21 protein-coding genes are annotated in these 21,666 nt (G+C 40.8%); 17 read left to right on the top strand and 4 right to left on the bottom strand.

All coding sequences use genetic code 11. The annotated features are described in order from the left end of the window. Window positions 1-46 precede the first annotated feature (46 nt). Both H148_RS0103850 and H148_RS0103855 read left to right on the top strand, forming a co-directional pair. A complete protein-coding gene (locus H148_RS0103850) occupies window positions 47-391 on the top strand; it encodes an ArsC/Spx/MgsR family protein (protein ID WP_029033623.1) in 345 nt (114 codons plus the stop codon). Between the two features lie 203 nt (window positions 392-594). Next, window positions 595-3,126 carry a TonB-dependent receptor gene (locus H148_RS0103855; RefSeq protein WP_037324595.1) on the top strand — a complete coding sequence of 844 codons (2,532 nt, stop codon included), beginning with the start codon at window positions 595-597 and terminating at the stop codon, window positions 3,124-3,126. 103 nt (window positions 3,127-3,229) lie between these two features. On the opposite strand, the gene H148_RS18665 is transcribed toward H148_RS0103855, so the two are convergent. Beyond that, window positions 3,230-3,403 carry a hypothetical protein gene (locus tag H148_RS18665; protein WP_029033625.1) on the bottom strand — a complete coding sequence of 58 codons (174 nt, stop codon included), beginning with the start codon at window positions 3,401-3,403 and terminating at the stop codon, window positions 3,230-3,232. A gap of 195 nt (window positions 3,404-3,598) precedes the next feature. Between H148_RS18665 and fumC the strand changes: the two genes are divergently transcribed. Together fumC and H148_RS17160 are read left to right on the top strand one after the other, a co-directional pair. After that, window positions 3,599-4,996, top strand: a complete 1,398-nt coding sequence (gene fumC / locus H148_RS0103870; protein ID WP_029033626.1) for a class II fumarate hydratase — start codon at window positions 3,599-3,601, stop codon at window positions 4,994-4,996. A gap of 127 nt (window positions 4,997-5,123) precedes the next feature. Next, window positions 5,124-5,525: a hypothetical protein gene (locus H148_RS17160; RefSeq protein WP_051286158.1), complete on the top strand. Its 402-nt coding sequence runs from the start codon at window positions 5,124-5,126 to the stop codon at window positions 5,523-5,525. Here the strand turns inward: H148_RS17160 and hutH are convergent. Together hutH and H148_RS0103885 are read right to left on the bottom strand one after the other, a co-directional pair. Beyond that, window positions 5,495-7,000, bottom strand: a complete 1,506-nt coding sequence (gene hutH, locus H148_RS0103880; RefSeq protein WP_029033627.1) for a histidine ammonia-lyase — start codon at window positions 6,998-7,000, stop codon at window positions 5,495-5,497. The genes H148_RS17160 and hutH overlap by 31 nt on opposite strands. Then, complete coding sequence (locus H148_RS0103885; RefSeq protein WP_029033628.1) at window positions 7,000-8,529, bottom strand: bifunctional ADP-dependent NAD(P)H-hydrate dehydratase/NAD(P)H-hydrate epimerase; 1,530 nt, start codon at window positions 8,527-8,529, stop codon at window positions 7,000-7,002. Before H148_RS0103885 ends, hutH begins: the two co-directional genes overlap by 1 nt. Before the next feature lie 141 nt (window positions 8,530-8,670). Here H148_RS0103885 and gcvT point away from each other — a divergent pair, with 141 nt between their 5' ends. The 7 genes from gcvT to H148_RS0103920 all read left to right on the top strand — a co-directional run bounded on the left by gcvT (window position 8,671) and on the right by H148_RS0103920 (window position 14,522). After that, window positions 8,671-9,753: a glycine cleavage system aminomethyltransferase GcvT gene (gcvT, locus tag H148_RS0103890; RefSeq protein WP_029033629.1), complete on the top strand. Its 1,083-nt coding sequence runs from the start codon at window positions 8,671-8,673 to the stop codon at window positions 9,751-9,753. A gap of 3 nt (window positions 9,754-9,756) precedes the next feature. Then, complete coding sequence (locus H148_RS0103895) at window positions 9,757-10,575, top strand: sugar nucleotide-binding protein (RefSeq protein ID WP_029033630.1); 819 nt, start codon at window positions 9,757-9,759, stop codon at window positions 10,573-10,575. Window positions 10,576-10,647: 72 nt separating this feature from the next. After that, entirely contained in the window at window positions 10,648-10,938 is a 291-nt protein-coding gene (locus H148_RS0103900) for a 4a-hydroxytetrahydrobiopterin dehydratase (protein ID WP_029033631.1), read from the top strand. A 57-nt stretch (window positions 10,939-10,995) separates the two neighbouring features. Next, window positions 10,996-11,724 carry a YebC/PmpR family DNA-binding transcriptional regulator gene (locus tag H148_RS0103905; protein WP_029033632.1) on the top strand — a complete coding sequence of 243 codons (729 nt, stop codon included), beginning with the start codon at window positions 10,996-10,998 and terminating at the stop codon, window positions 11,722-11,724. A gap of 162 nt (window positions 11,725-11,886) precedes the next feature. Beyond that, window positions 11,887-12,774, top strand: coding sequence for a cation diffusion facilitator family transporter (locus H148_RS0103910; RefSeq protein WP_029033633.1), 888 nt, complete (start codon window positions 11,887-11,889; stop codon window positions 12,772-12,774). A 133-nt stretch (window positions 12,775-12,907) separates the two neighbouring features. Further along, complete coding sequence (locus H148_RS0103915) at window positions 12,908-13,636, top strand: NYN domain-containing protein (RefSeq protein ID WP_029033634.1); 729 nt, start codon at window positions 12,908-12,910, stop codon at window positions 13,634-13,636. 43 nt (window positions 13,637-13,679) lie between these two features. Further along, window positions 13,680-14,522, top strand: a complete 843-nt coding sequence (locus tag H148_RS0103920) for a pirin family protein (RefSeq protein WP_029033635.1) — start codon at window positions 13,680-13,682, stop codon at window positions 14,520-14,522. Window positions 14,523-14,583: 61 nt separating this feature from the next. Here the strand turns inward: H148_RS0103920 and H148_RS0103925 are convergent, their stop codons facing one another. After that, window positions 14,584-17,787 (bottom strand): cytochrome c biogenesis protein, encoded by a 3,204-nt coding sequence (locus tag H148_RS0103925; protein WP_037324598.1) that lies wholly within the window; start codon window positions 17,785-17,787, stop codon window positions 14,584-14,586. A 129-nt stretch (window positions 17,788-17,916) separates the two neighbouring features. Here H148_RS0103925 and H148_RS0103930 point away from each other — a divergent pair, with 129 nt between their 5' ends. From H148_RS0103930 to H148_RS0103955, 6 genes are all read left to right on the top strand, one after another. Beyond that, complete coding sequence (locus H148_RS0103930; RefSeq protein ID WP_029033637.1) at window positions 17,917-18,684, top strand: Rossmann-like and DUF2520 domain-containing protein; 768 nt, start codon at window positions 17,917-17,919, stop codon at window positions 18,682-18,684. Next, window positions 18,668-19,180, top strand: coding sequence for a KdsC family phosphatase (locus H148_RS0103935; protein ID WP_029033638.1), 513 nt, complete (start codon window positions 18,668-18,670; stop codon window positions 19,178-19,180). Before H148_RS0103930 ends, H148_RS0103935 begins: the two co-directional genes overlap by 17 nt. Next, a complete protein-coding gene (locus tag H148_RS0103940) occupies window positions 19,177-19,503 on the top strand; it encodes a DMT family transporter (protein WP_029033639.1) in 327 nt (108 codons plus the stop codon). Before H148_RS0103935 ends, H148_RS0103940 begins: the two co-directional genes overlap by 4 nt. 12 nt (window positions 19,504-19,515) lie before the next feature. Then, window positions 19,516-20,427, top strand: a complete 912-nt coding sequence (locus tag H148_RS0103945; protein ID WP_083961565.1) for a geranylgeranylglycerol-phosphate geranylgeranyltransferase — start codon at window positions 19,516-19,518, stop codon at window positions 20,425-20,427. A 2-nt stretch (window positions 20,428-20,429) separates the two neighbouring features. Next, window positions 20,430-21,017 (top strand): Maf-like protein, encoded by a 588-nt coding sequence (locus H148_RS0103950; protein WP_029033641.1) that lies wholly within the window; start codon window positions 20,430-20,432, stop codon window positions 21,015-21,017. Window positions 21,018-21,083: 66 nt separating this feature from the next. Then, window positions 21,084-21,623: a mechanosensitive ion channel domain-containing protein gene (locus tag H148_RS0103955; RefSeq protein ID WP_029033642.1), complete on the top strand. Its 540-nt coding sequence runs from the start codon at window positions 21,084-21,086 to the stop codon at window positions 21,621-21,623. The last annotated feature ends 43 nt before the right edge of the window (window positions 21,624-21,666 follow it).

Consider the following 21,666-nt stretch of genomic DNA (forward strand, 5'->3'; position numbering starts at 1 on the left):
ATTGATAACTGGCAACTCATAAGTCATAACTCATAACTGAAAAAAAATGATCAAAATATACCACAACGCCAGATGCAGAAAATCCAGAGAAGGATTGGAAATTTTGGAGAAATCGAGGAAGGATTTTGAAGTGAGAGAATATTTCAAAGAGACGCTTAGTCAAAAAGAAATTACAGATCTTCTTCAGAAGCTGAATATGGCTCCCATTGAGCTGGTGCGAACAGAGGAAAAAATCTGGAAAGATAATTACCGTGATCGGGACCTAAGCGATAAAGAGCTTATTAGAGTAATGGCCGAAAATCCTAAACTTATACAGCGACCAATTGTAGAGACAACTCACGAAGCTGTTGTAGGCAGACCCGCTTCCAATATTGAAGAATTAATAGCTTAATTTATAGACTTCTTCTTAAAGATGAGCTTTGAATCAGGTTAAGAAGATGTTGGCTTTTAAGTTTTCTCTCTCCCACTCTATTTTACTTAGAATAAATAGTCTATTAATTAGCTTGTAATAAGTTGGTTATGAAAAATGTTTACTTTTTTCAATAAAAAATTAAACCATTTGGTTTTTTCTCTGTCCAAGAATAAAAACCGACTATGATCACGACCTTAAAACGGCATCACCACAGTGCCTTGATTTTTTCCCTAATCTTTTTCTTTTCATTTACAGCCTTAGGACAAACTCCCCAGCACGAAGTTTCGGGAAAAGTGACCGATGAACAGGGGACTCCGCTGGAATACGCAACAATTTCTTTCCAAAGTACTTCAGATCCTTCAAAGGTGACAGGGGGGATTACTAATCCTCAGGGAAACTTTTCTTTTGATGTTCAGGAAGGAACCTATAATATTACAGTAGAGTTTATTTCTTTTGAACCCAAAACATTTCCAAACCGCCAGATCAACAGTGATCTCGACATGGGAACCATTACCCTTGGAATGGCAGCCGGTGAACTGGAGGAAGTTGTGGTAACAGCAGAAACTACACAGGTGGAAGTGCGTCTTGATAAAAAAATATACAATATAGGTAAGGATTTGACGACCGCAGGAGGAACTGTGGCCGATGCTTTAAATAACGTTCCATCGGTCTCTGTGGATATCGAAGGAGGAATAAGCCTTAGAGGAAATGAAAATGTTCGGATCCTTATCAACGGGAAGCCTTCGGCCATGGCCGGATTTGGAAATACCGATGTTCTTTCCCAGCTCCCTGCAGATGCAATTGAGCGGGTCGAGGTGATCACCTCACCTTCAGCGAGATATGATGCAGAAGGAACAGCAGGTATTTTGAATATAATTCTACGCAAAGAAAAGACTCTTGGCTTTAATGGATCGGTTACCGCACGCGCTGGTCACCCGGACCAGGTGGGGCTTTCTGCCAACGTGAACTACAGAACCAATAAATTCAATATTTTCAATACTACGGGATTCCGATATTTTGATGCTCCTGGAAATTCTTTCGCCGATACCCGTTATTTTGATTATGTGGATGAGGAAACAGGAGAGATAGTTAATCCTCGTTATGACCGAATCATCGAAGATCGCCAGATCGATCGTTTAAATCGAAACTTTAATACCAGCCTTGGATTTGAATATTATATAAATGATATGTCCTCCCTAACGACTACAGGGTTCTATAGATACGGGGAAGATGAAGATCTCACGACCAATTACAGCAGGATGTTCATGGAAGGTTTTTCGTCTCTTGAGAGTGTAAGACGAGAAAAAGAGATGGAAGAAGACAACAGCTACCAGATCTCTCTTAATTACATGAATAAATTCAACAACAGTGGTCACCAACTAACTGCCGATTTGCAGTTTGAACGTGATATGGAAACCCAGAATGGAGTAATTGACGAAACTATAGAAGTAGATCTTGCAGAAGAAAATCCTTTTTTCCCAAGTGAGGAGACTTTTACTGAAGAAAATCAAACAGAATATCTGGCGCAGGTAGACTATGTAAGGCCTATAGGGGAAGACGCACAGTTTGAAGCTGGTTATCGCGGAAATTTTGAAGAAGAGATTACAGATTACCAGTTGTTCCTCGAAGAAAGAGATACAGAAAATATGCTTCTTTCACCACTTTCAAATGAATTTACCTATACAGAGAATGTAAATTCCCTATATTCCCAATACGGAAATAGATTCGGACAATTCTCATTTTTACTTGGTCTTCGTCTTGAAAATACCCAACTAAAAGGTAATATAGAATCGGACCTCTCAGAGGATGAACTGGAGGAGGAATTTGGTATTCCCATAGACACTAATTTTGATAACAACTACCTTGGTCTTTTCCCTACTGTGAATCTTATCTACGAAATTGGGGAACGGGAAAATGTTACCCTGGGCTACAACAGAAGAATTAACAGGCCTCGCGGCTGGTTTATCAATCCTTTTCCATCAAGATCAAGCCGTACCAATATTTTTCAGGGAAACCCTAACCTGGAACCCGCTTTTTCCAATGCATTTGATCTCGGTTATTTAAAAAGATGGGAAAAACTTACTTTAACCTCTTCAGCCTATTATCAACATGAAACAGATTCATTTGAGCGCGTTGAGCAGGGAGCCACTGCCGTAGATGGGACACAGGTGATAAGAACCATTCCTATCAACCTGGCGACCAACACCCGGATAGGTGCCGAAGCCGGTCTATTATACAATCCCACTCAATGGCTTCGACTTAATGGTAGCTTCAACTTTTTTCAATTTGATACTGAAGGAGATTATAACGGGGTAGATTACAGTGCAAAGAATACGAGTTACTTTGGAAGATTTAGCTCAAAGGTTACTCTGCCCTGGAAAATTGACTGGCAAACCAATGCGTTTTACAGGGGTCCTACTGAAGGAGCACAAACTGAAACGGAAGGATTATTTATGGTAGATATGGCTGTGAGTAAGGAATTATTTAATGAAAGAGCTTCTTTGACCCTTAATGTACAGGACCTGCTCGATTCCAGAAAGAGAGAGTCGTTTACTACCACAGAATTCTTTGAGAGAGAAAGCGAGTTCCAGTGGAGACAACGTAGTATTACCCTTTCTCTAACCTACAGATTTAATGAGCAAAAAAGAGATCAGAGACGTCAGCAACAAGATTCGAATGGTGATGATATGGGTAATGAAGGAGGAGACTTTTAGAGCAGCGTAATAAATACTTTAAAATACAGAAAGCCGTCAAATGACGGCTTTCTGTATTTTATAATGGCTGGCAAATGCCAAAAAAAAGGACCTTATGTCCTTTTTAAGCCTTTTCCTTCTCCAGGCGTTTCTTTTCTTTATATTCATCCAGCATCTCTTTAACAGCTCCTCCAATCCAGTAAGGAATTATAGCAGTTAAAAATAGCATTACCCAAAATCCAATGAGAAGTATAATAAGAAAAGCTAAAAAGCCCAGATATTGATCAAATTCAAACATGTTTCCTAATTTATTGAATCTTTGCCAAAGATAGAAACTCTGGGAAGTTATCACAAAAGTTTTTATTTTATTTTTTGTTCTACTGACTCCAGAGAATTTGGAGGATTTTTTTCCTTTATCAACACTAATTTTGTTCCCTTTTGAGTGCTTATATTTTTGTCGAAGATGTAAATTTGTAATAAACCAATTACAATCATGGAATACAGGATAGAAAAAGATACAATGGGGGAAGTAAAAGTCCCTTCAGATAAATTATGGGGAGCGCAAACTGAGCGCTCCAGAAATAACTTTAAAATTGGAGCGCCGGGTTCTATGCCCCTGGAGATCATTTACGGCTTTGCCTATCTTAAGAAAGCAGCTGCCTTTACCAATTGTGAATTGGGAGCTCTTTCAGTTGACAAAAGGGATTATATAGCCAAAGTTTGTGATGAGATTCTGGAAGGAAAGCATGATGATCAATTTCCACTCGTGATTTGGCAAACCGGTAGTGGTACCCAAAGTAATATGAACCTTAACGAAGTTATTGCCAACCGTGCGCAACAACTGGCCGGGAAGACTATTGGAGAAGGAGATAAAGTGCTCTCGCCCAATGATGACGTAAATAAGTCACAATCATCAAATGACACCTTTCCTACCGGAATGCATATTGCGGTTTACAAGAAGACAGTGGAAGTGACAATCCCCGGAGTAAAGAAACTTCGTAATACCTTGAAAAAGAAGTCTGAAGAATTTAAGGATGTTGTAAAAATCGGGCGTACGCATTTCATGGATGCCACTCCTCTTACCCTGGGACAGGAGTTTAGTGGTTATGTCTCGCAATTAGATCACGGGATTACAGCTTTGGAAAATACTCTACCACATCTTTCTGAACTCGCTTTAGGAGGAACAGCAGTTGGTACCGGATTAAATACCCCGAAGGGTTACTCTAAAAGGGTAGCTGAGTTTATTGCTAAATTTACTGAACTCCCCTTTATTTCTGCTCCAAATAAGTTTGAAGCCCTTGCTGCCCACGATGCATTTGTTGAGACCAGCGGAGCTCTCAAAACACTCGCAGTTTCTCTGAATAAAATAGCCAATGATGTACGGATGTTGGCTTCAGGACCAAGAAGCGGAATTGGAGAGATTCTTATTCCTGCAAATGAACCGGGATCTTCCATCATGCCGGGTAAAGTAAATCCTACCCAGGTGGAAGCTCTAACAATGGTTTGTGCACAGGTTATTGGGAACGATGTCACTATTAATGTGGGAGGAATGCAGGGACAGTTTGAATTGAATGTTTTTAAACCTGTAATGGCAGCGAATATTCTTCAGAGTGCCCGGCTACTCGGGGATGCATGTGCATCTTTTGATGAACATTGTGCAACCGGAATTGAGCCGAACAAACCAAGGATCCAGGAGCTCTTGAATAATTCTTTGATGCTGGTAACAGCTCTTAATACCAAAATAGGATATTATAAAGCGGCCGAGATCGCTAATACTGCCCATAAAAACGGCACTACTCTTAAAGAGGAAGCAGTAAATCTGGGTTATGTCACTGCCGATGAATTTGATGAATGGGTAAAACCCAAGGATATGGTTGGCTCCCTGAAATAGTCCGCTAACTCTCTTTAAAAGAAGGTCTTCAAAAATGACATTTTGAAGACCTTCTTTTTTTGTCGAATCCTGATTACATCTGTTACGAATTATTATCCTAATTTTAAGACCTTATTCCCTACAAATAATGACAAACAAAGTTAAACTGGACTGCGGAGTAATCTGGATTCATGACCGGATTCTGATAAATGAAATGAGCGAAGGTGCTCTCCTTGATGTAAAGGCCAACAGGAAAATCCTGAAGATAGGTCGTGAAAATTTTGGAGATGATTTTTTTGGATATATCTCCCACAGGATAAATTCTTATGCTGTAAATCCCATGGTCTACCACGAATCGGCAGAACACCCTCAGTTAAAAGCAATAGCCGTAGTTTCTAAAGATCCTCTAACCCGGGAAACTGCTCGTCTTGAACAACAATTCTACACAAACAAAAACTCCTTTGAAATCTTCAGCTCGCTGGAAGAAGCAATTGTATGGATGAAAGAACATCTAGCCGGTTATTCAAAAGTAAAATCGGTTAAAGAATAATTTTTCAGGAACTTTTTAGACTTTTGAATAAAGGGTGCCATCACAACATCTTCCTTAACCAAAGGAACTTCCTTCCTAAAATCATCAATAAGTTTTTGCAACATTGGAGAAGTTTTGTGTTTTCCTCTATAGGAAAGCGCCTGGGAAGCATTATATAGTTCTATCGCCAGTACGGTAGAAACATTTTCTACTACCTTCACCACTTTTGTAGCGGCATTAGCCCCCATACTCACGTGATCCTCCTGCCCGTTTGATGACACAATGGAATCTACACTTGCGGGTGTACATAGCTGTTTGTTCTGGCTTACTACGCTTGCAGCTGTGTACTGCGGGATCATAAATCCGCTGTTGAGGCCCGGAGCATCAACCAAAAATGCCGGACCTCTCAAGCCCGAAACCAGTTGGTAGATCCTTCTTTCCGAAATATTTCCAAGTTCAGCCATCGCAATAGCCAAATAATCCAGTGGGAGGGCTAGCGGTTGCCCGTGAAAATTCCCTCCGGAAATGATCTTATCGGCATCTACAAAAATATTTGGATTGTCGGTTACAGAATTAACTTCAGTTTTAAAGCACTTATAGACGAAATCCAGTGTGTCCTTGGTCGCGCCATGCACCTGCGGAATACACCTGAAGGAGTAAGGATCCTGGACGTTTTGTTTTACTTGCCCGGCTATTTCACTTCCCGCAAGGATCTTCCTTATCCTTTCGGCCGTCTTTATCTGTCCCCGGTGCGGACGAACAAGATGAACCAATTCATCAAAAGGAGCAATGTTGCAATCGTAAGCATCCACAGACAAAGCTCCAATCACATCTGCCCATAATGATAAACGATTAGCCTTAAGAAGTGCATAAACTCCGTGAGCACTCATAAATTGCGTGCCATTTAGCAAGGCCAGCCCTTCTTTGGACTGAAGAGTAATGGGTTTCCATCCGAACTTCTTCAACATTTCTTCGGAAGAAATTATTTTTCCGTCGAGATAAACCTCCCCCTTTCCTATTAATGGTAAAGACAAGTGAGCCAACGGCGCCAAATCGCCCGAAGCGCCCAGAGAACCCTGAGAATACACCACAGGTAATACATCTTCATTATAAAAATCAATCAGCCTGTTCACTGTTTCCAATGATACTCCTGAATGTCCGTAATTTAAAGACTGGATTTTGAGCAAAAGCATCAACCTTATAATGGGTTTTGATACTTTTTCCCCGGTTCCGCAAGCGTGAGACATTACAAGGTTTTCCTGAAGTTTAGTAAGATTTTCAGAAGAGATTTTCACATTACACAATGATCCAAATCCGGTATTAATACCATAAATGGGGGTTTTGTTCTCCTTCATCTTATTGTCGAGATATTTCCTCGCCTTTTCAATGTGGTAAACTGCTTCCTCACTTAATGCAAGACTCTGTTTTTTTTCTATGATCTCCCTTATTTCTTCGATATCAAGAACAGATGAACTTATATAATGGCAATCTCTCATTAGGAATTGTTAGTTTGTTTGGTTTCAAAAAGATCAAATATGGCAGCTCCTGTATTTTTAGCTATATCTCCTGCTATTACTCCTTCATAGCTCATTTTTTCGGCAGCCAAATCGCCAGCTTTTCCGTGTAGGTACACTCCCAGAACCGCTGCCCGCAAAGGTTCGTAACCCTGACTTATAAGTGCGGTAAGCACCCCCGTCAATACATCTCCGCTACCCGCCGTTGCCATCCCGGGGTTTCCGGTGGTATTAATAAAAATATCATTAGGGGTCACCGTAAAAGTATAGGTGCCCTTTATTAGCACGACAATTTTGTACTTTTTAGTGAAGGATCTCACCTTTTCAAGTTTCTCAAAATCATCTTTCCAGGAACCAATTAGCCTCTCAAGCTCTTTAGGATGAGGGGTCAAAAGGCTCCCCTCGGGTAAAAGGTTGAGTAATGGACTATTTTTGGAAAGTATGTTAAGACCGTCGGCATCTATTACCATTGGTTTATTATAATTTTTTAGCAATTGCTCAAAAGCCTCCACCGTCTCCTTTTTAGTCCCTACCCCTATTCCGAAACCTATCACGTCTGGCTCAAGATCAAATTTTAAGTTGGTAAGGATCTCATAATGTGGGTCGGTAAGGACCATAGCTTCAGGAAGTGAAGTTTGAAGAATTTCGTAGCTGCATTTTGGTGCAAAAATAGTCACTAAACCTGCTCCTGCCCGTAATGCGGCAGTGGCGGTAAGGCATACACTGCCAATTTTCCCATAACTCCCGCCAATTATCAATGCGTGGCCATAGGTTCCTTTATGAGAAAATCTTTTTCGGGGGGTGTAGAGGGCTTTGGCTTCAGGTTTCGAAATAAGCTGGGCTTCAGCCGGGGCATTTTGCAGAAATTCCGGGTCCAGACCTATCTCCAGAACTTGAAGATCCCCAACAAACGGGGCTGTATCGGGCATGTAAAATGCCATTTTTGGAACCTGAAAAGTGATGGTATAACTGGCTCTTACGATCGATTCCCGGTCTTCTACGGCAGCATCGGCCATTAAACCGGAAGGCATATCAATAGCAAGAATAAAAGCACCCGAAGCATTGATATGTCTCACAAGTTTTGCAACCCAACCTGGCAACGGGCGGTTCAAACCTACACCAAAAATGGCATCCACCACAAAGTCCCCGTAATTTATTTCAGGGAAGTCATCTTCAGATTTTAATAGTGTAGGCCAGTCTTTGCTAATGTTCTTTATCCTGTCATAATTGACCAGGAAATCCATTGACCGCTGATCACTGTAGTTCACAACATAAATAGTTACGTCGTAACCTGCTTCTATTAACTGGCGGCCAACAACCAGTCCGTCTCCTCCATTATTACCTATTCCGCAGAAAATTTTAACCGGAATAGGAGCTCCCTCCAGGCGTTTATGGATCTCCTCAAAAACAAGGCTTGCTGCCCTTTCCATGAGCTCGGTTGACGTAATCCCTTGCTTTTCAAGAGTGAGCTTATCGGCCTCCTTTATTTGTTTGGCACTAAGGATCTTCATAGGTTCCCGGTTTAAAAAGTTATACAAATATAGAATTTCCTGTGGCCCCATCCTTTGCCCCACTTATTTCTATTGAAAATTTCTCCATTAAACCTTCATTCCTTTCTGAAATTAATAAATTTGCGCAAAATAATATTTCAAATGAAAAATATTGCCCTTACCTCTACTCATATAGAACTTGGTGCCAAAATGGTTCCTTTTGCAGGTTATAACATGCCTGTTTCTTATGAAGGTGTAAATATTGAACACGAAACCGTGAGAAATGCCGTGGGCGTTTTTGACGTTTCCCACATGGGAGAATTTCTAATAACAGGGGAAAATGCGCTGGATTTGATACAAAAGATAAGCTCTAACGATGCTTCCAAACTTACAGACGGTAAAGCCCAATACAGCTGCATGCCTAACAATGAAGGCGGAATTGTAGATGATCTAATTATCTATCGTTTCAATCAGGAAAAATATCTTCTTGTAGTCAACGCTTCCAATATTGAAAAGGATTGGAACTGGATCTCCCAACACAACTCGATGGATGCAACCATGCGTGATCTTTCAGATGAATATTCACTCCTCGCCATCCAGGGACCTAAAGCTGCCGAGGCGATGCAGTCTCTTACAGATGTTAACCTTTCAGAAATAAAATTCTACACTTTTGAAGTAGCACCCTTTGCCGGGGCAGAAAATGTAATTATTTCGGCTACAGGATATACCGGCAGCGGCGGATTCGAGATCTATGTGAAAAATGATGATGCCCAACGGGTTTGGGACAGAGTATTTGAAGCCGGGGCCGATTATGGTATTAAACCTGTTGGTCTTGCCGCAAGAGACACGCTTCGACTTGAAATGGGTTTCTGTCTCTACGGAAATGACATTGATGACACTACCTCTCCTATAGAAGCAGGGTTGGGCTGGATCACCAAGTTCACAAAAGACTTTGTAAACTCTGAAGCTCTTAAAAAACAAAAGGAAAATGGTCCAGGCCGAAAGCTTATCGGTTTCGAACTTGATGAACGTGGAATTCCCCGGCAGGGCTATGATATCGTGGATGACAATGGCAAGGTTATTGGCAATGTAACATCCGGAACTATGTCCCCATCTCTTGAAAAGGGTATTGGAATGGGCTATGTTCCTGTAGAATTGGCCACGCCGGGGAGCAAAATAAATATTCAGATACGCAAAAAAACTCTTCCTGCTACAGTGGTGAAAATGCCATTTTATAAAGGATAGTTTTTGAAAAGAATTTTGATTTTAGGGGGAAGCGGTTTTATCGGGAATTCCCTGTATAAGGAGCTTTACCCCTATTTTGATACGCACGCCACATATCATTCAGAAAATGCTTTTTTTGAAAAAAATCAAAAATTTCATCAATTTGACCTGGAGCGGGAAAGCATAAGTATTCTACTGGAAAACCTGCGTCCCAATGTGATTGTTTCTGCTCTCCGCGGGAATTTTCTCGCACAGGTGCATACCCATTTTGAGATTATAGACTATATCCAAAAGCATAAGGACTCGAAGCTCATTTTTCTATCTTCGGCCAATGTTTTTGATGCCTTTACCAACTATCCTTCCTACGAATATGATAAAACACTTTCACAGAGTGTCTACGGAAGGTTTAAGATCAAGATTGAAAATGCACTGCTACGATTACCTAATAACAAATATATAATTGCAAGGCTGCCTATGGTTTTTGGCGCCAGTTCACCCCGTGTGAATGAACTAAAGCGCCAACTTAAAGAGCATGAGGCAATTGAAGTGTTTTCAAACGTAGTGGTAAACGCAACATATGAAGTAAAGGTTACCCAGCAACTACATTATATCATTAACCGAAACCGGCAGGGTGTTTTTCACCTGGGAAGTAATGATCTAATTCACCACAATGACCTCATTGCCGAAATTTGTGAGACTTTGGGAGAAAAGAAGCCACTATTAAAAAATGTCTACGATTCCAATTTCGATCGCTTTTTAGCGGTTATTCCAAAGGATAATCTACTTCCCAAGAATTTACAGATCTCTATTCAGGATGTAGTTTCAAGCACTCTCGTTTCGTAGTTGTTAATCTTCTACTAATTCCCCTTCGGCCTTTAAGAGGTTGTGTAACTTTAAGTATTAAAACCAGGAATTATGAAAAAAATGGATGAAAACGAGATCACCGGCAGACTTGAAGAACTCGATGGTTGGGAATTTAAAGATAATGCCATTCACACCTCATTTCAATTCGAAAACTTTAAGGAAGCATTCTCGGTTATGGTGCGGATTGCTTTTGAAGCCGAAGCCCATCAACACCATCCTGATTGGTCAAATGTCTATAATGAACTGCAAATTTCACTTTCCACCCACGACGCAGGAGGGGTGACTGAAAAAGATTTTAAACTCGCCCGAAGCATTGAGAATATAGTAGATGCAGGCGAATAATCTTTTTTAGGAGCTTGATGATTTTTCCTATTTTTACGCAACAATTAATTATAGGAAATGGGAAGAGCATTCGAATTTAGGAAAGCGCGTAAAATGAAGCGATGGTCTGCTATGGCCAAAGCTTTCACTCGTATAGGGAAAGACATTGTCATGGCCGTTAAAGAAGGCGGACCAGATCCCGATACCAACTCCAGGTTGCGGGCAGTGATCCAGAATGCGAAGAGTGTTAACATGCCCAAAGATAATATCGAACGTGCTATAAAGCGGGCTTCAGATAAAAGTCAGGGGGATTATAAAGTAGTGCTTTTTGAAGGATATGCGCCACATGGAATTGCAGTACTGGTGGAAACCGCTACAGATAATAACAACCGAACAGTTGCCAACGTACGTTCTTACTTCAACAAATGTGACGGCAACCTTGGCACTTCAGGCTCTGTTGAATTCATGTTTGACCACACGTGTAACTTCAGGATTCCTAAAGATGGTCTTGACGCAGAAGAACTGGAACTGGAACTAATCGACTTTGGAGCCGAAGAAGTTTTTGAAGATGAGGATGGCATCATTATATACGCTCCTTTTGGAGCTTTTGGAGCCCTTCAGAAGGAATTGGAGAACCGCGACATCGAGATTATCTCCTCCGGATTCGAATATATTCCTCAGGTGACTAAAAGTCTTTCTGCTGAAGAAGCTGCCGATGTTGAGAAGCTTCTGGAAAAGCTTGAGGAAGACGATGATGTACAGCATGTATATCACACCATGGAAGAATCAACTGAAGAGGAAGAATAACGGTAAGAGCCTCCCTTAAAAGTCTGATTTACGTCAACCTGTCCCAATGTTTCGGGAGTTTCAGGTTATATTCCTTTTAAATAATCAGATTAATGAGATTCTGAAGTAAATTCAGAATGAGCTTAAATTGGTTTCTAAAAAGCCTTTTTAGATTTAAATTTCATGAAAACCGAATCGCACCGGAAAGCAATAAAAGCTTCTTATTACAGCATTTTTGGAAATGCGGCTTTAGCCATAATTAAAGGTGTAACCGGCATTTTTGGAAATTCATATGCGCTTGTAGCAGATGCTATAGAATCCACAACAGATGTTTTTGCAAGCCTGCTGGTGCTGTTCGGACTACGATATTCAGCACGCCCGGCAGACGAGAATCATCCTTACGGTCACGGTCGCGTAGAACCTCTTGTTACTTTTGCCGTAGTAGGGTTTCTTGTTGTGTCGGCCACTATTATTGTGATGGAAAGCATTGACAATATTCAGACCCCACATAAAGTTCCTGAACCGTACACTCTTATTGTCCTTGCCGCAATAATTCTTACCAAAGAGATCTTCTACCGGTTTATCAACAGGAAAAGCGAAGAAACTAACAGCAGTTCCTTGAAAGCCGATGCCTGGCACCACCGCAGTGATGCCATTACCTCCCTCATGGCTTTCATTGGAATATCTATTGCGCTTTTTATGGGCAAAGGCTACGAAACGGCAGATGACTGGGCTGCGCTTTTTGCTTCAGGTTTCATCCTGTATAACGCCTTTTTGATCCTAAGACCCGCTCTTGGAGAAATAATGGAGGAACATCTTTACGACGATATGGTAGAGGAGATTAGAGAAATTTCTCTAAAAGAAAAGGGAGTAATAGAGACCGAAAAATGTTTTATTCGTAAGACCGGAATGACTTATCATGTGGATCTCCATGTTATTGTTGACGGAGAGCTCTCGGTGAATGAGGGACATGAGATTGCTCATAATCTTAAGGATCGACTGTTGCATGAAATGCCCGAAATAGCTGATGTTTTAATTCACATCGAACCTCACGAAACCGATAACTCCTGAAAAATGCCATTTTTAAGGCATAACTTTTTTAAAGCTTTTCCCCTCTGCTAAAAAAATCCTAATCCTCCTCCCTCCTCTGCAGGGTCGGCATCATTTCCCTATCTTTATAGGATAATCAAGAAAGTTAAAATTAATGGATGTAAGATTAGCGGTATTAATTGACGGTGACAATATTCCTTCTGCCTATGTAAAGGAAATGATGGAAGAGATTGCCAAATACGGCAACCCAACAATAAAAAGGATTTACGGTGACTGGACCAAACCACACCTTGTCAAATGGAAAAATGTGCTGCTTGAAAATGCAGTAACTCCTATTCAGCAATATGGATATACTCAGGGTAAAAATGCGACAGATTCGGCCATGATCATAGATGCCATGGATATCCTGTACTCGCAAAAAGTGGATGGCTTCTGCCTGGTTTCAAGTGACAGCGATTTTACCCGCCTCGCCACAAGATTGCGGGAGGCAGGGATGAATGTTATTGGAATCGGAGAAAAGAAAACTCCCGATCCATTTATCGTAGCCTGCGACCGGTTTATCTACATCGAGATCCTGAAAAATGAATCCAAGGAATCAAGCAAGGAGAAAACGACAAAGAAAAGTGATTATGACAAGATCACAAATAAAGTGATCAATTTGATCGCGTCCACAATTTCGGATGTTGCCGATGATGACGGCTGGGCTTTTCTGGGTGACGTAGGTAGTTTACTGCAAAAGAAACAGCCAAATTTCGATTCCCGTAACTACGGTTTTCAAAAACTGACCCCTATGATCAATTCTATCGATAAATTCGAGATCGAATCTCGAGAGAATCAGGGAAGAGGAAAATACAAACTCATCTACGTAAGAAACAAAGAATAGGATTCAAAAATGACATTTTTGAATCTTTTTAAAAAATATTAATATGAGAACCATTAAACGCACTTATAAGGCAGAGTATCGCCCCATAGCCGATCTTATCACTTATTCTCCCATGCCTACGAGATCGCTCAGGATGATAGACCCTTTCCTGTTCCTGAATCACCACGGGCCGCAAAGATACCAGCCGGGTAACAACGGGTTGCCATTTGGCCCTCACCCCCACCGCGGAATGGAAACAGTAACATTCATTCTGGATGGCGACATTGCTCATAAAGATTCCGGCGGAAATAAAAGTGTCATCGAAAGCGGCGGAGTGCAATGGATGACTGCCGGCAAAGGCCTCACCCATGCTGAAGTTTCTTCAGAAAAATTTAAAAAAGAAGGGGGGCCTTTGGAGATCCTGCAGCTGTGGGTAAATCTTCCCGCAAAGTTAAAAATGACCGATCCGAAGTACAAAGGGCTCCAAAAAGAGGATATCCCGGTGGTTTCTTTTAACAATGACAAGGTAAAAACGCAGGTGATTTCAGGACAATTAAATAATACAAAAGGAGCTTTTGAAACCCTCACCGATATTAACCTCAGCACACTTTTCTTTGAATCTGATGGAATTTTTGAAACCAAAGTTCCACAGGACCACAATATCCTGTGCTACATCATTAAGGGAGAAATAAAGATTAATGGAGAAAATGTCCAATCCCTCCACCTGGTTGAATTCAACAATGATGATGAAGATCTGCGAATAGAAGCCCTTGCAGAATCGACGGTACTATTTGGTCATGCAAAACCCTTTGACGAACCTGTAGTCGCACAGGGACCCTTTGTTATGAACACAGTAGAAGAAATTGAACAGGCTTATGCAGATTACCAGCAGGGAAAGTTTGAATGATTTTCCGACTTAGTTAAAAAAGGAAATAAATAAAAAAATCCTGCCTCTCGGCAGGATTTTTTTATTCTTTCTTTTTCTTTTTAATATAATCTGCCGTTAACCTGCTTCGCTTACCTTTCTTGTAGTGTTTGGTGAACCTCCAGTAGGAAACTGCTCCTAAAAGTGCTACCACAGCAACCGAATAGTATATAAAATCCGGAGTGATCACTTTATCTCCACTGGCATAAGAATGTAATCCCGAAAGATAAAAGTTAACTCCAAAGTAAGTCATCATTATACTTGCAAAGGAAATCACCGCCATAAAATTAAATAACCAACGACTTCTCATTCCCGGCACTAGGCGCATGTGGATCACGAAGGCATAAACCATAATACTTACAAGGGCCCAGGTTTCTTTCGGATCCCATCCCCAGTAACGTCCCCAGCTTTCGTTAGCCCATTGTCCTCCAAGGAAGTTACCAATAGTAAGCATTACCAGTCCAATGGTAAGAGCCATTTCAGTAATAATGGTGATCTCCTTAATGGTGAGGTCCATTCGCTTTTTGTTCTTTTTAGTAGTAAAGATCATAAGCAGCAATGCCACTGCTCCAAGGATCATCCCCAGCGTAAATGGTCCATAACTACCCACGATTACCGATACGTGGATCATAAGCCAGTAAGAATCCAGTACGGGCTGCAGATTGGCTATTGAAGGATCCATCCAGTTCCAGTGTGCAATCATGAGGATCATCGCAGTCACAAAAGCGGTAGAGGCAATGGTAAGATTACTTTTTCTTCCGAAGAGCAATCCAAAGAGCATGGTTGCCCAGGCCACATAGATCATAGATTCATACGCATCACTCATTGGAGCATGACCCGAAATATACCATCGGGCAATGAGTCCGGCAGTATGTAAGGCAAAAAAGATAATTATGGCACCCGCACTCAGTTTAATTAAACCGCGGATAATTTTACTGTCCTTAAAGATCTGAACGATCACAAAAACAAGCATAACCACACCTGCCAGCATGTACATCCAGAACAGATTGCGGAAAATGTCATACTTATTGTACAGGATCTCGGTTTCAATTTTTTCTTCTGAAGGAATTACTTCCTCTCCAAATTTTTTCTGAAAGCCTTTAATACTGCTCAACAACTCATTCGCCTGGGTGTAATCTCCCGTTTCTTTAGCCGTTCGCACAGCATTGAAATAAATGGGCAGGATTTGCCTGGTATATACCGAATCCATACCCTTAAAACCGGCTTCTGCAGCTTCGGGATAAGAGACCCATTTATTATTTTCATTTTCCGGTATTGGAAATATTCTCAAAATTTCACCCTGTAGCGCATTGTACAGCAGGTTCACCCGTCTGTCGGTTTCTATAAAGTCTTTTTCAAACTGATTTGGCACTGAAGCCATATAAGCTCTTTCCAGATAAGGACTTAGTTTATAGTTTCCTTCCTGATCGAAGAAACTGGTAAGGGCAAGATGTTCTTGATCTTCGGGCACTCCTACAATGTGTCGGATACTATCGTTGTCCTTCTTAACATTAATAATAGGGACATTGTACCACACTGTAGGATTTTCGGTCATGGAGACCAGCACCTGGTCCGATGTTAAGCCTTCGTAATCATCACTTTTGCTCAGCTTCCTAAGTAATTCGGAGGAATAGGTATTAACCGGCTTCATTCTCCCTCCTGCGTCCTGAACTACCAGTTTGCCAAATTCTGCAGCATGTTCTTCGGAAACCACATTAGCCTTAATAATGGAATCAATTCGGGCTTTTGGAATTGCCAAAGGATTTTCATGCTCATGCCCATCCTCCTGCGCCAATCCGGTCCCGGAGACAAACAAAACCATTAAAACTGTAAGTAGCTTGGCTTTTTTCTTCTTCACTTTTTCCAACATTTGTTTAAGCTCTCCAAAGCGTGAACCTCTTGCAAATAAGATCCACATAAGGCCAATATATAAAAGGGTGTATCCTATGTATGTGATCCAGGTTCCCCAGAAATCATGGTTTACAGAAAGCACTGTACCTTTTTCATCGGGATCAAAGGAAGCCTGGAAAAAGCGATATCCCTCGTAATCCAGAACGTGATTCATAAAAATGTCGTAGTCAAAGATCTCCTCCTCATCAATAACGGTGACCTTACTTTTGAATGAAGAATAACTCTTTTCTGTGCCAGGATATCTTTCAGCAATAAAATCATTTAACTTAATAGAAAAGGGAAGTTCATACAATTTAGACCCATACTGAACGTAAAATTCCAATCCGCCAATGTTAAGTTTTTTAGGATCGTTCACTATACCCTTACCTCCCAATAATTTTACAGTTTCAGTTTCTCCGCCAGTAGTAATTCTTACCACAGCAGCATCTTGTTGTCCTTGTGCTTTCTCCTCTGTGGGAATGATATCATAAACCCCTCTAACAACAGGATCGGGTAAAACAAATTGCATTCCTGCCATGTTATATAAAGACCTCAAAAGAAAAGTCTGAACAGAATCTGCCTCAACCTTTCCCTGCTGCTGGTCGGCCATTCTCATATACGTGCCTTCAAATGGAGAGGATATATAATACTCCCCATCTTCAAGAGTAATGTTTATGGCACCTTCTGTTGGTTTATTAAAGGCAAAAAGAACATTGTGAATATTTGAAACCTCCCCTTCTTTGATATGATGATCATGACGGTCTCCCCCTCCGGCTTCAACGATCTTTAAATAATTTTCTCCTTCAGGATCTTCCACAAGACCTTCTTCGGCCCCATGGATGTAATCGATAATCTCAAGTTTTACCGGCTGCCCGTTATAATCTGTATTAAAAGTAAATTCATTTGAAGCTCCCGGAGCAAGTAATACATCCTCTTCCACCACTCTTCTACGTGGCTCTCCATTAATCTCCCCGTCAATAAAGGTGGTCAAAAAGGTTTTTTCTGAAAGAAATGTATTTTCTGTTTTCCCCTCCCTTATAGGCATCATTCCTTCATAGCTGATGTAGCGGGTCACAAAGGCTCCAACCAGAATAAGAATAAAGGAAAGGTGCAGCAGTAATGAAGACCACTTTTCCTTTTTATGAAGGCCGAATCTGAAAATGTTCCCCACGAAATTCACTACAAAAAATGCCATGATCACTTCGAACCATAGGGCGTTGTAAATCCAGACTTTTGCTGTTGCTGTGCTATAATAGTTTTCAATAAAGGTTCCCATTCCCAAAGAGACCGCAAAGACGATAAATAGAAAGGCCATTAAGCGGGTGGAAAATACGATGGAAGCTAATTTCTTTTGCATGGAGGCATTATTTTTATAAACGGTGCAAAAGTATGGATTTTTAGAGTAATTAAGATTTTTTTAACTGCACATTTTCAGGTTTAAAGGAGCAGCAAAAGGAGTGGTAAAAAAAATTGGTAATTTAGCCGCATGATGGAGATTATAGTCTTAGGTTCCGGTAATGTGGCAACACATCTTTTTAAAGCTTTTTCGGCTTCGGAAGGTATCCGGATCAAACAGGTTTTTAATCATTCTGCAGCCAGTCTTGGTTTCTTTAAAAAGCATACTGAAGTTACTACTGAAATTTCGGAAATCGCTGAAGCCGATATTTATCTAATGGCACTAAAAGACGACGTTATTTCTGACGTGGCCAAAAAGTTCTCAAACAAATCTGGTCTTGTTGTTCATACTTCGGGTTCGGTTGCTCTTGATGCACTATCAGGTTGTTCCCGGAGAGGTGTTTTTTATCCGCTGCAAACATTTTCAAAGGAGAATGATGTGGATTATTCTGAAATACCTTTCTGTCTTGAGGCAACTTCCGAAGAAGATCTCAAGCTTTTAAGAAATCTCGCCGGTAAGATCTCCGGTAAGGCTTATGAGATATCTTCACAGCAGCGCAAAAAACTTCATCTTTCTGCAGTATTTGTTTGCAATTTTGTGAACCACCTTTATGCTATAGGGGAGCAAATCTGTCAAAAAGGAGAAATTCCTTTTGAAATTCTGAAGCCGCTCATTTCAGAAACCGCAAATAAGGTACAACAGGCTTCCCCTGCCAGGGTTCAAACCGGACCTGCCATTCGCAATGACCATTCAACAATTGATGCTCATTTGCGACTCCTGGATTCTTCCGGGGAAAACAAGGAAATTTATACACTATTAACTTCCGCAATACAAACCTTCCATGGAAAAAAGCTATAAAGAATTCTTAGCCCAAATAACGACTTTCATTTTTGATGTCGACGGCGTATTAACAGATGGTTCCATCCAAATTAGCACCGATGGTGAACTTCTTAGAACAATGAATATAAAAGATGGTTACGCAATGAAGTACGCCCGTGAACAGGGTTATACGATTTGTGTAATCTCCGGCGGAAAAAACGAAGGAGTACGTCACCGGCTAAAAGGTCTCGGAATTACAGATATATACCTTGGATGTCCCGACAAGGTGGAGCAAATGGAAGAATTCTTTGATGTTTACGATATAAAACCCAATCAGGTACTTTACATGGGGGACGACCTTCCCGATCTTTACGCCATGGAAAAAGTAGGTTTGGCCTGCTGCCCCCAGGACGCCGTAGCCGAGATTAAAGAAGTTTCTCAATACGTATCTCACAAAAAAGGCGGAAAAGGTTGCGTACGGGATGTTATTGAACAAGTCCTGAAAGTTCAGGGCAAATGGAATGATCACAAATGAACTGGCTCCTCCTCATTATCGCCGGACTTTTTGAAGTAGGCTTTGCGACCTGCCTCGGGAAGGCAAAAGAAACTTCGGGAAATGTAGCCTTTTGGTGGATGATAGGATTTTTTATCTGTCTTTCAATAAGCATGTCGCTGTTATACAAAGCCACCCAAACTCTCCCTATTGGAACGGCTTATGCCGTATGGACAGGAATAGGAGCCTTTGGAACTGTTTTGATAGGGATTTTTGTTTTTAAAGAACCTATACATTTCTGGCGATTGTTCTTCCTGTTCACTCTTATCACTTCAATAATTGGTTTAAAATTCGTTTCTGCCTAAGACATGCTCATAATGCCATTTTTGAAGCTCATTAGATTTCCAAATCTTTTAATGATCATCATTACTCAGGTACTGGTGAAATATTTCTTTTTTGAACCATTTGGGATTGACACAACTTTAGGTCATTTGGATTTTGCGCTGTTGGTAACTTCCATGATAAGCCTTGCAGCTGCAGGAAATATCATCAATGATCTTCATGATATTCCAACAGACAAAATAAATAAACCGGAAAAACTGATCATAGGAACAAAAATCTCTGAAAAAGCTGCCTGGAACTGGTTTATAGCCTTAAATATTATAGGGGTCGGGATAGGATTTTACCTCAGTAATCTGGTAGGAAAACCATCATTTGTGGCGCTATTCATAATTCCTTCGGCCTTTCTGTATTTTTATGCTACGCAGATCAAAGGAACAGTTTTAGTGGGAAACCTCGTGGTGAGCATTATGGTAGGAATGATCATTGTGATGGTGGGGATTTTCGACCTGGTGCCGGCAATTACGCCGCAGAATCTTCCCACTCAAAAAGTAATTTTTTTGATACTGGTTGACTATGCGATCTTTGCTTTCCTGGTCAATTTTTTAAGAGAAATAGTGAAAGATCAGGAAGATATTAGGGGAGATTACAACGCAGGATATAAAACTCTCCCGGTTCTCCTGGGGCGGGAAAGGACTAATTTCGTTATTTTTGGAATTGCACTGCTTCCACTTCTTGGGATACTCTATTACATATACACCTATCTTTATGAAAGCAAGCCGGCAATGTTTTATGCACTTTTTTTGGTAATGGGGCCTCTACTATACTTCCTGGTGAAGCTTCCGGGCGCAGAAACAATAAAAGATTACCACCATCTTAGTGTGGTGCTAAAGTTCATTCTGGCTACAGGACTTTTATCCATTGGACTTTACAAATTTGTATTACTATAATTATGCTACAGGAAAAATTAAAAGATCATCATATTATTTTGGCTTCAGCTTCTCCACGGCGCCAACAGTTTTTTAAAGATTTAGGTCTTGATTTCGAAATAAGATTAAAACCGGTTGAAGAAATCTATTCAAAAAAACTGAAGGACGTGGAGATCACAAATTATCTGGCGGAATTAAAAGCTGCAGCCTTTGAAGGAGAACTTTCTACGGGAGATATTTTGGTCACCAGTGATACCATCGTTTGGCATGAAGGAGCAGCACTTGAAAAACCACAGGATCCTGCACAGGCCCTGGAAATGATCAAAGCTCTTTCAGGGAAAACGCATGACGTAATAACTTCAGTTTGTTTCAAGACCCTCGAAAAGCAGAAAACCGTACATGCAATTACACGGGTAACCTTCAGCGAACTGGAAGAAGACGAGATCCAATTCTATATAGATAATTTCAGGCCTTTTGATAAAGCCGGTGCGTATGGAATACAGGAATGGATTGGACTTATTGGAGTAGAACGTATTGCAGGAAGCTATTTCAATGTGGTAGGATTACCTACCCATCTCGTTTATCAAACCCTTCGGGAAATCTCAGAATAAACTTCTGTTTCAATTCCGAAGCAAAACAAAGCGTAAGAAGTATATTTACAAAAATTAATTTCAGGAATGCCAGATATCTTCATTCTCAATCAAAATCAAATTATCACTACCATAGCCATTATCCTGGTGTTATGGATTTTCCAGTTCATACTTAAGAAAACAGCGAACCGGGTGGGTCACAAAAGCGGGATCCATGTGACCCGGACACGGTTAATGTTTAAGTACATCAATGTACTGGTAACAATTCTGGCTATTTTTTTCTTATCTCTTACCTGGGGTTACAATCCGCAGGAACTGGCTCTGATCTTCTCTTCAGTCTTCGCTATAATTGGAGTGGCAATGTTCGCGATCTGGTCGATACTCAGTAATATCACTGCAGGTATAATCCTCTTCTTTTCTTTTCCGTATAAAATTGGTAGTCGTATCAGAATTCATGACAAGGAAATGCCCATTGATGCCATTATTGAAGATATTCGCGCCTTTCACCTGCACCTGCGTACTTTGGAAGGAGAGTTAATCACTTATCCCAATAATCTTATCCTGCAAAAAGCAGTTTCATTAGTTGAAAAAGAATATCATGCCGATGAAGGGAAAGATGCTCTCTAAGATGTTTTGGTGAGGAATCTTTTTATATTTGAAACCTTATCAA

The organism is Salinimicrobium terrae DSM 17865 (genome assembly GCF_000424665.1).
In the GTDB taxonomy this organism is placed as follows: Bacteria; Bacteroidota; Bacteroidia; order Flavobacteriales; family Flavobacteriaceae; genus Salinimicrobium; species Salinimicrobium terrae.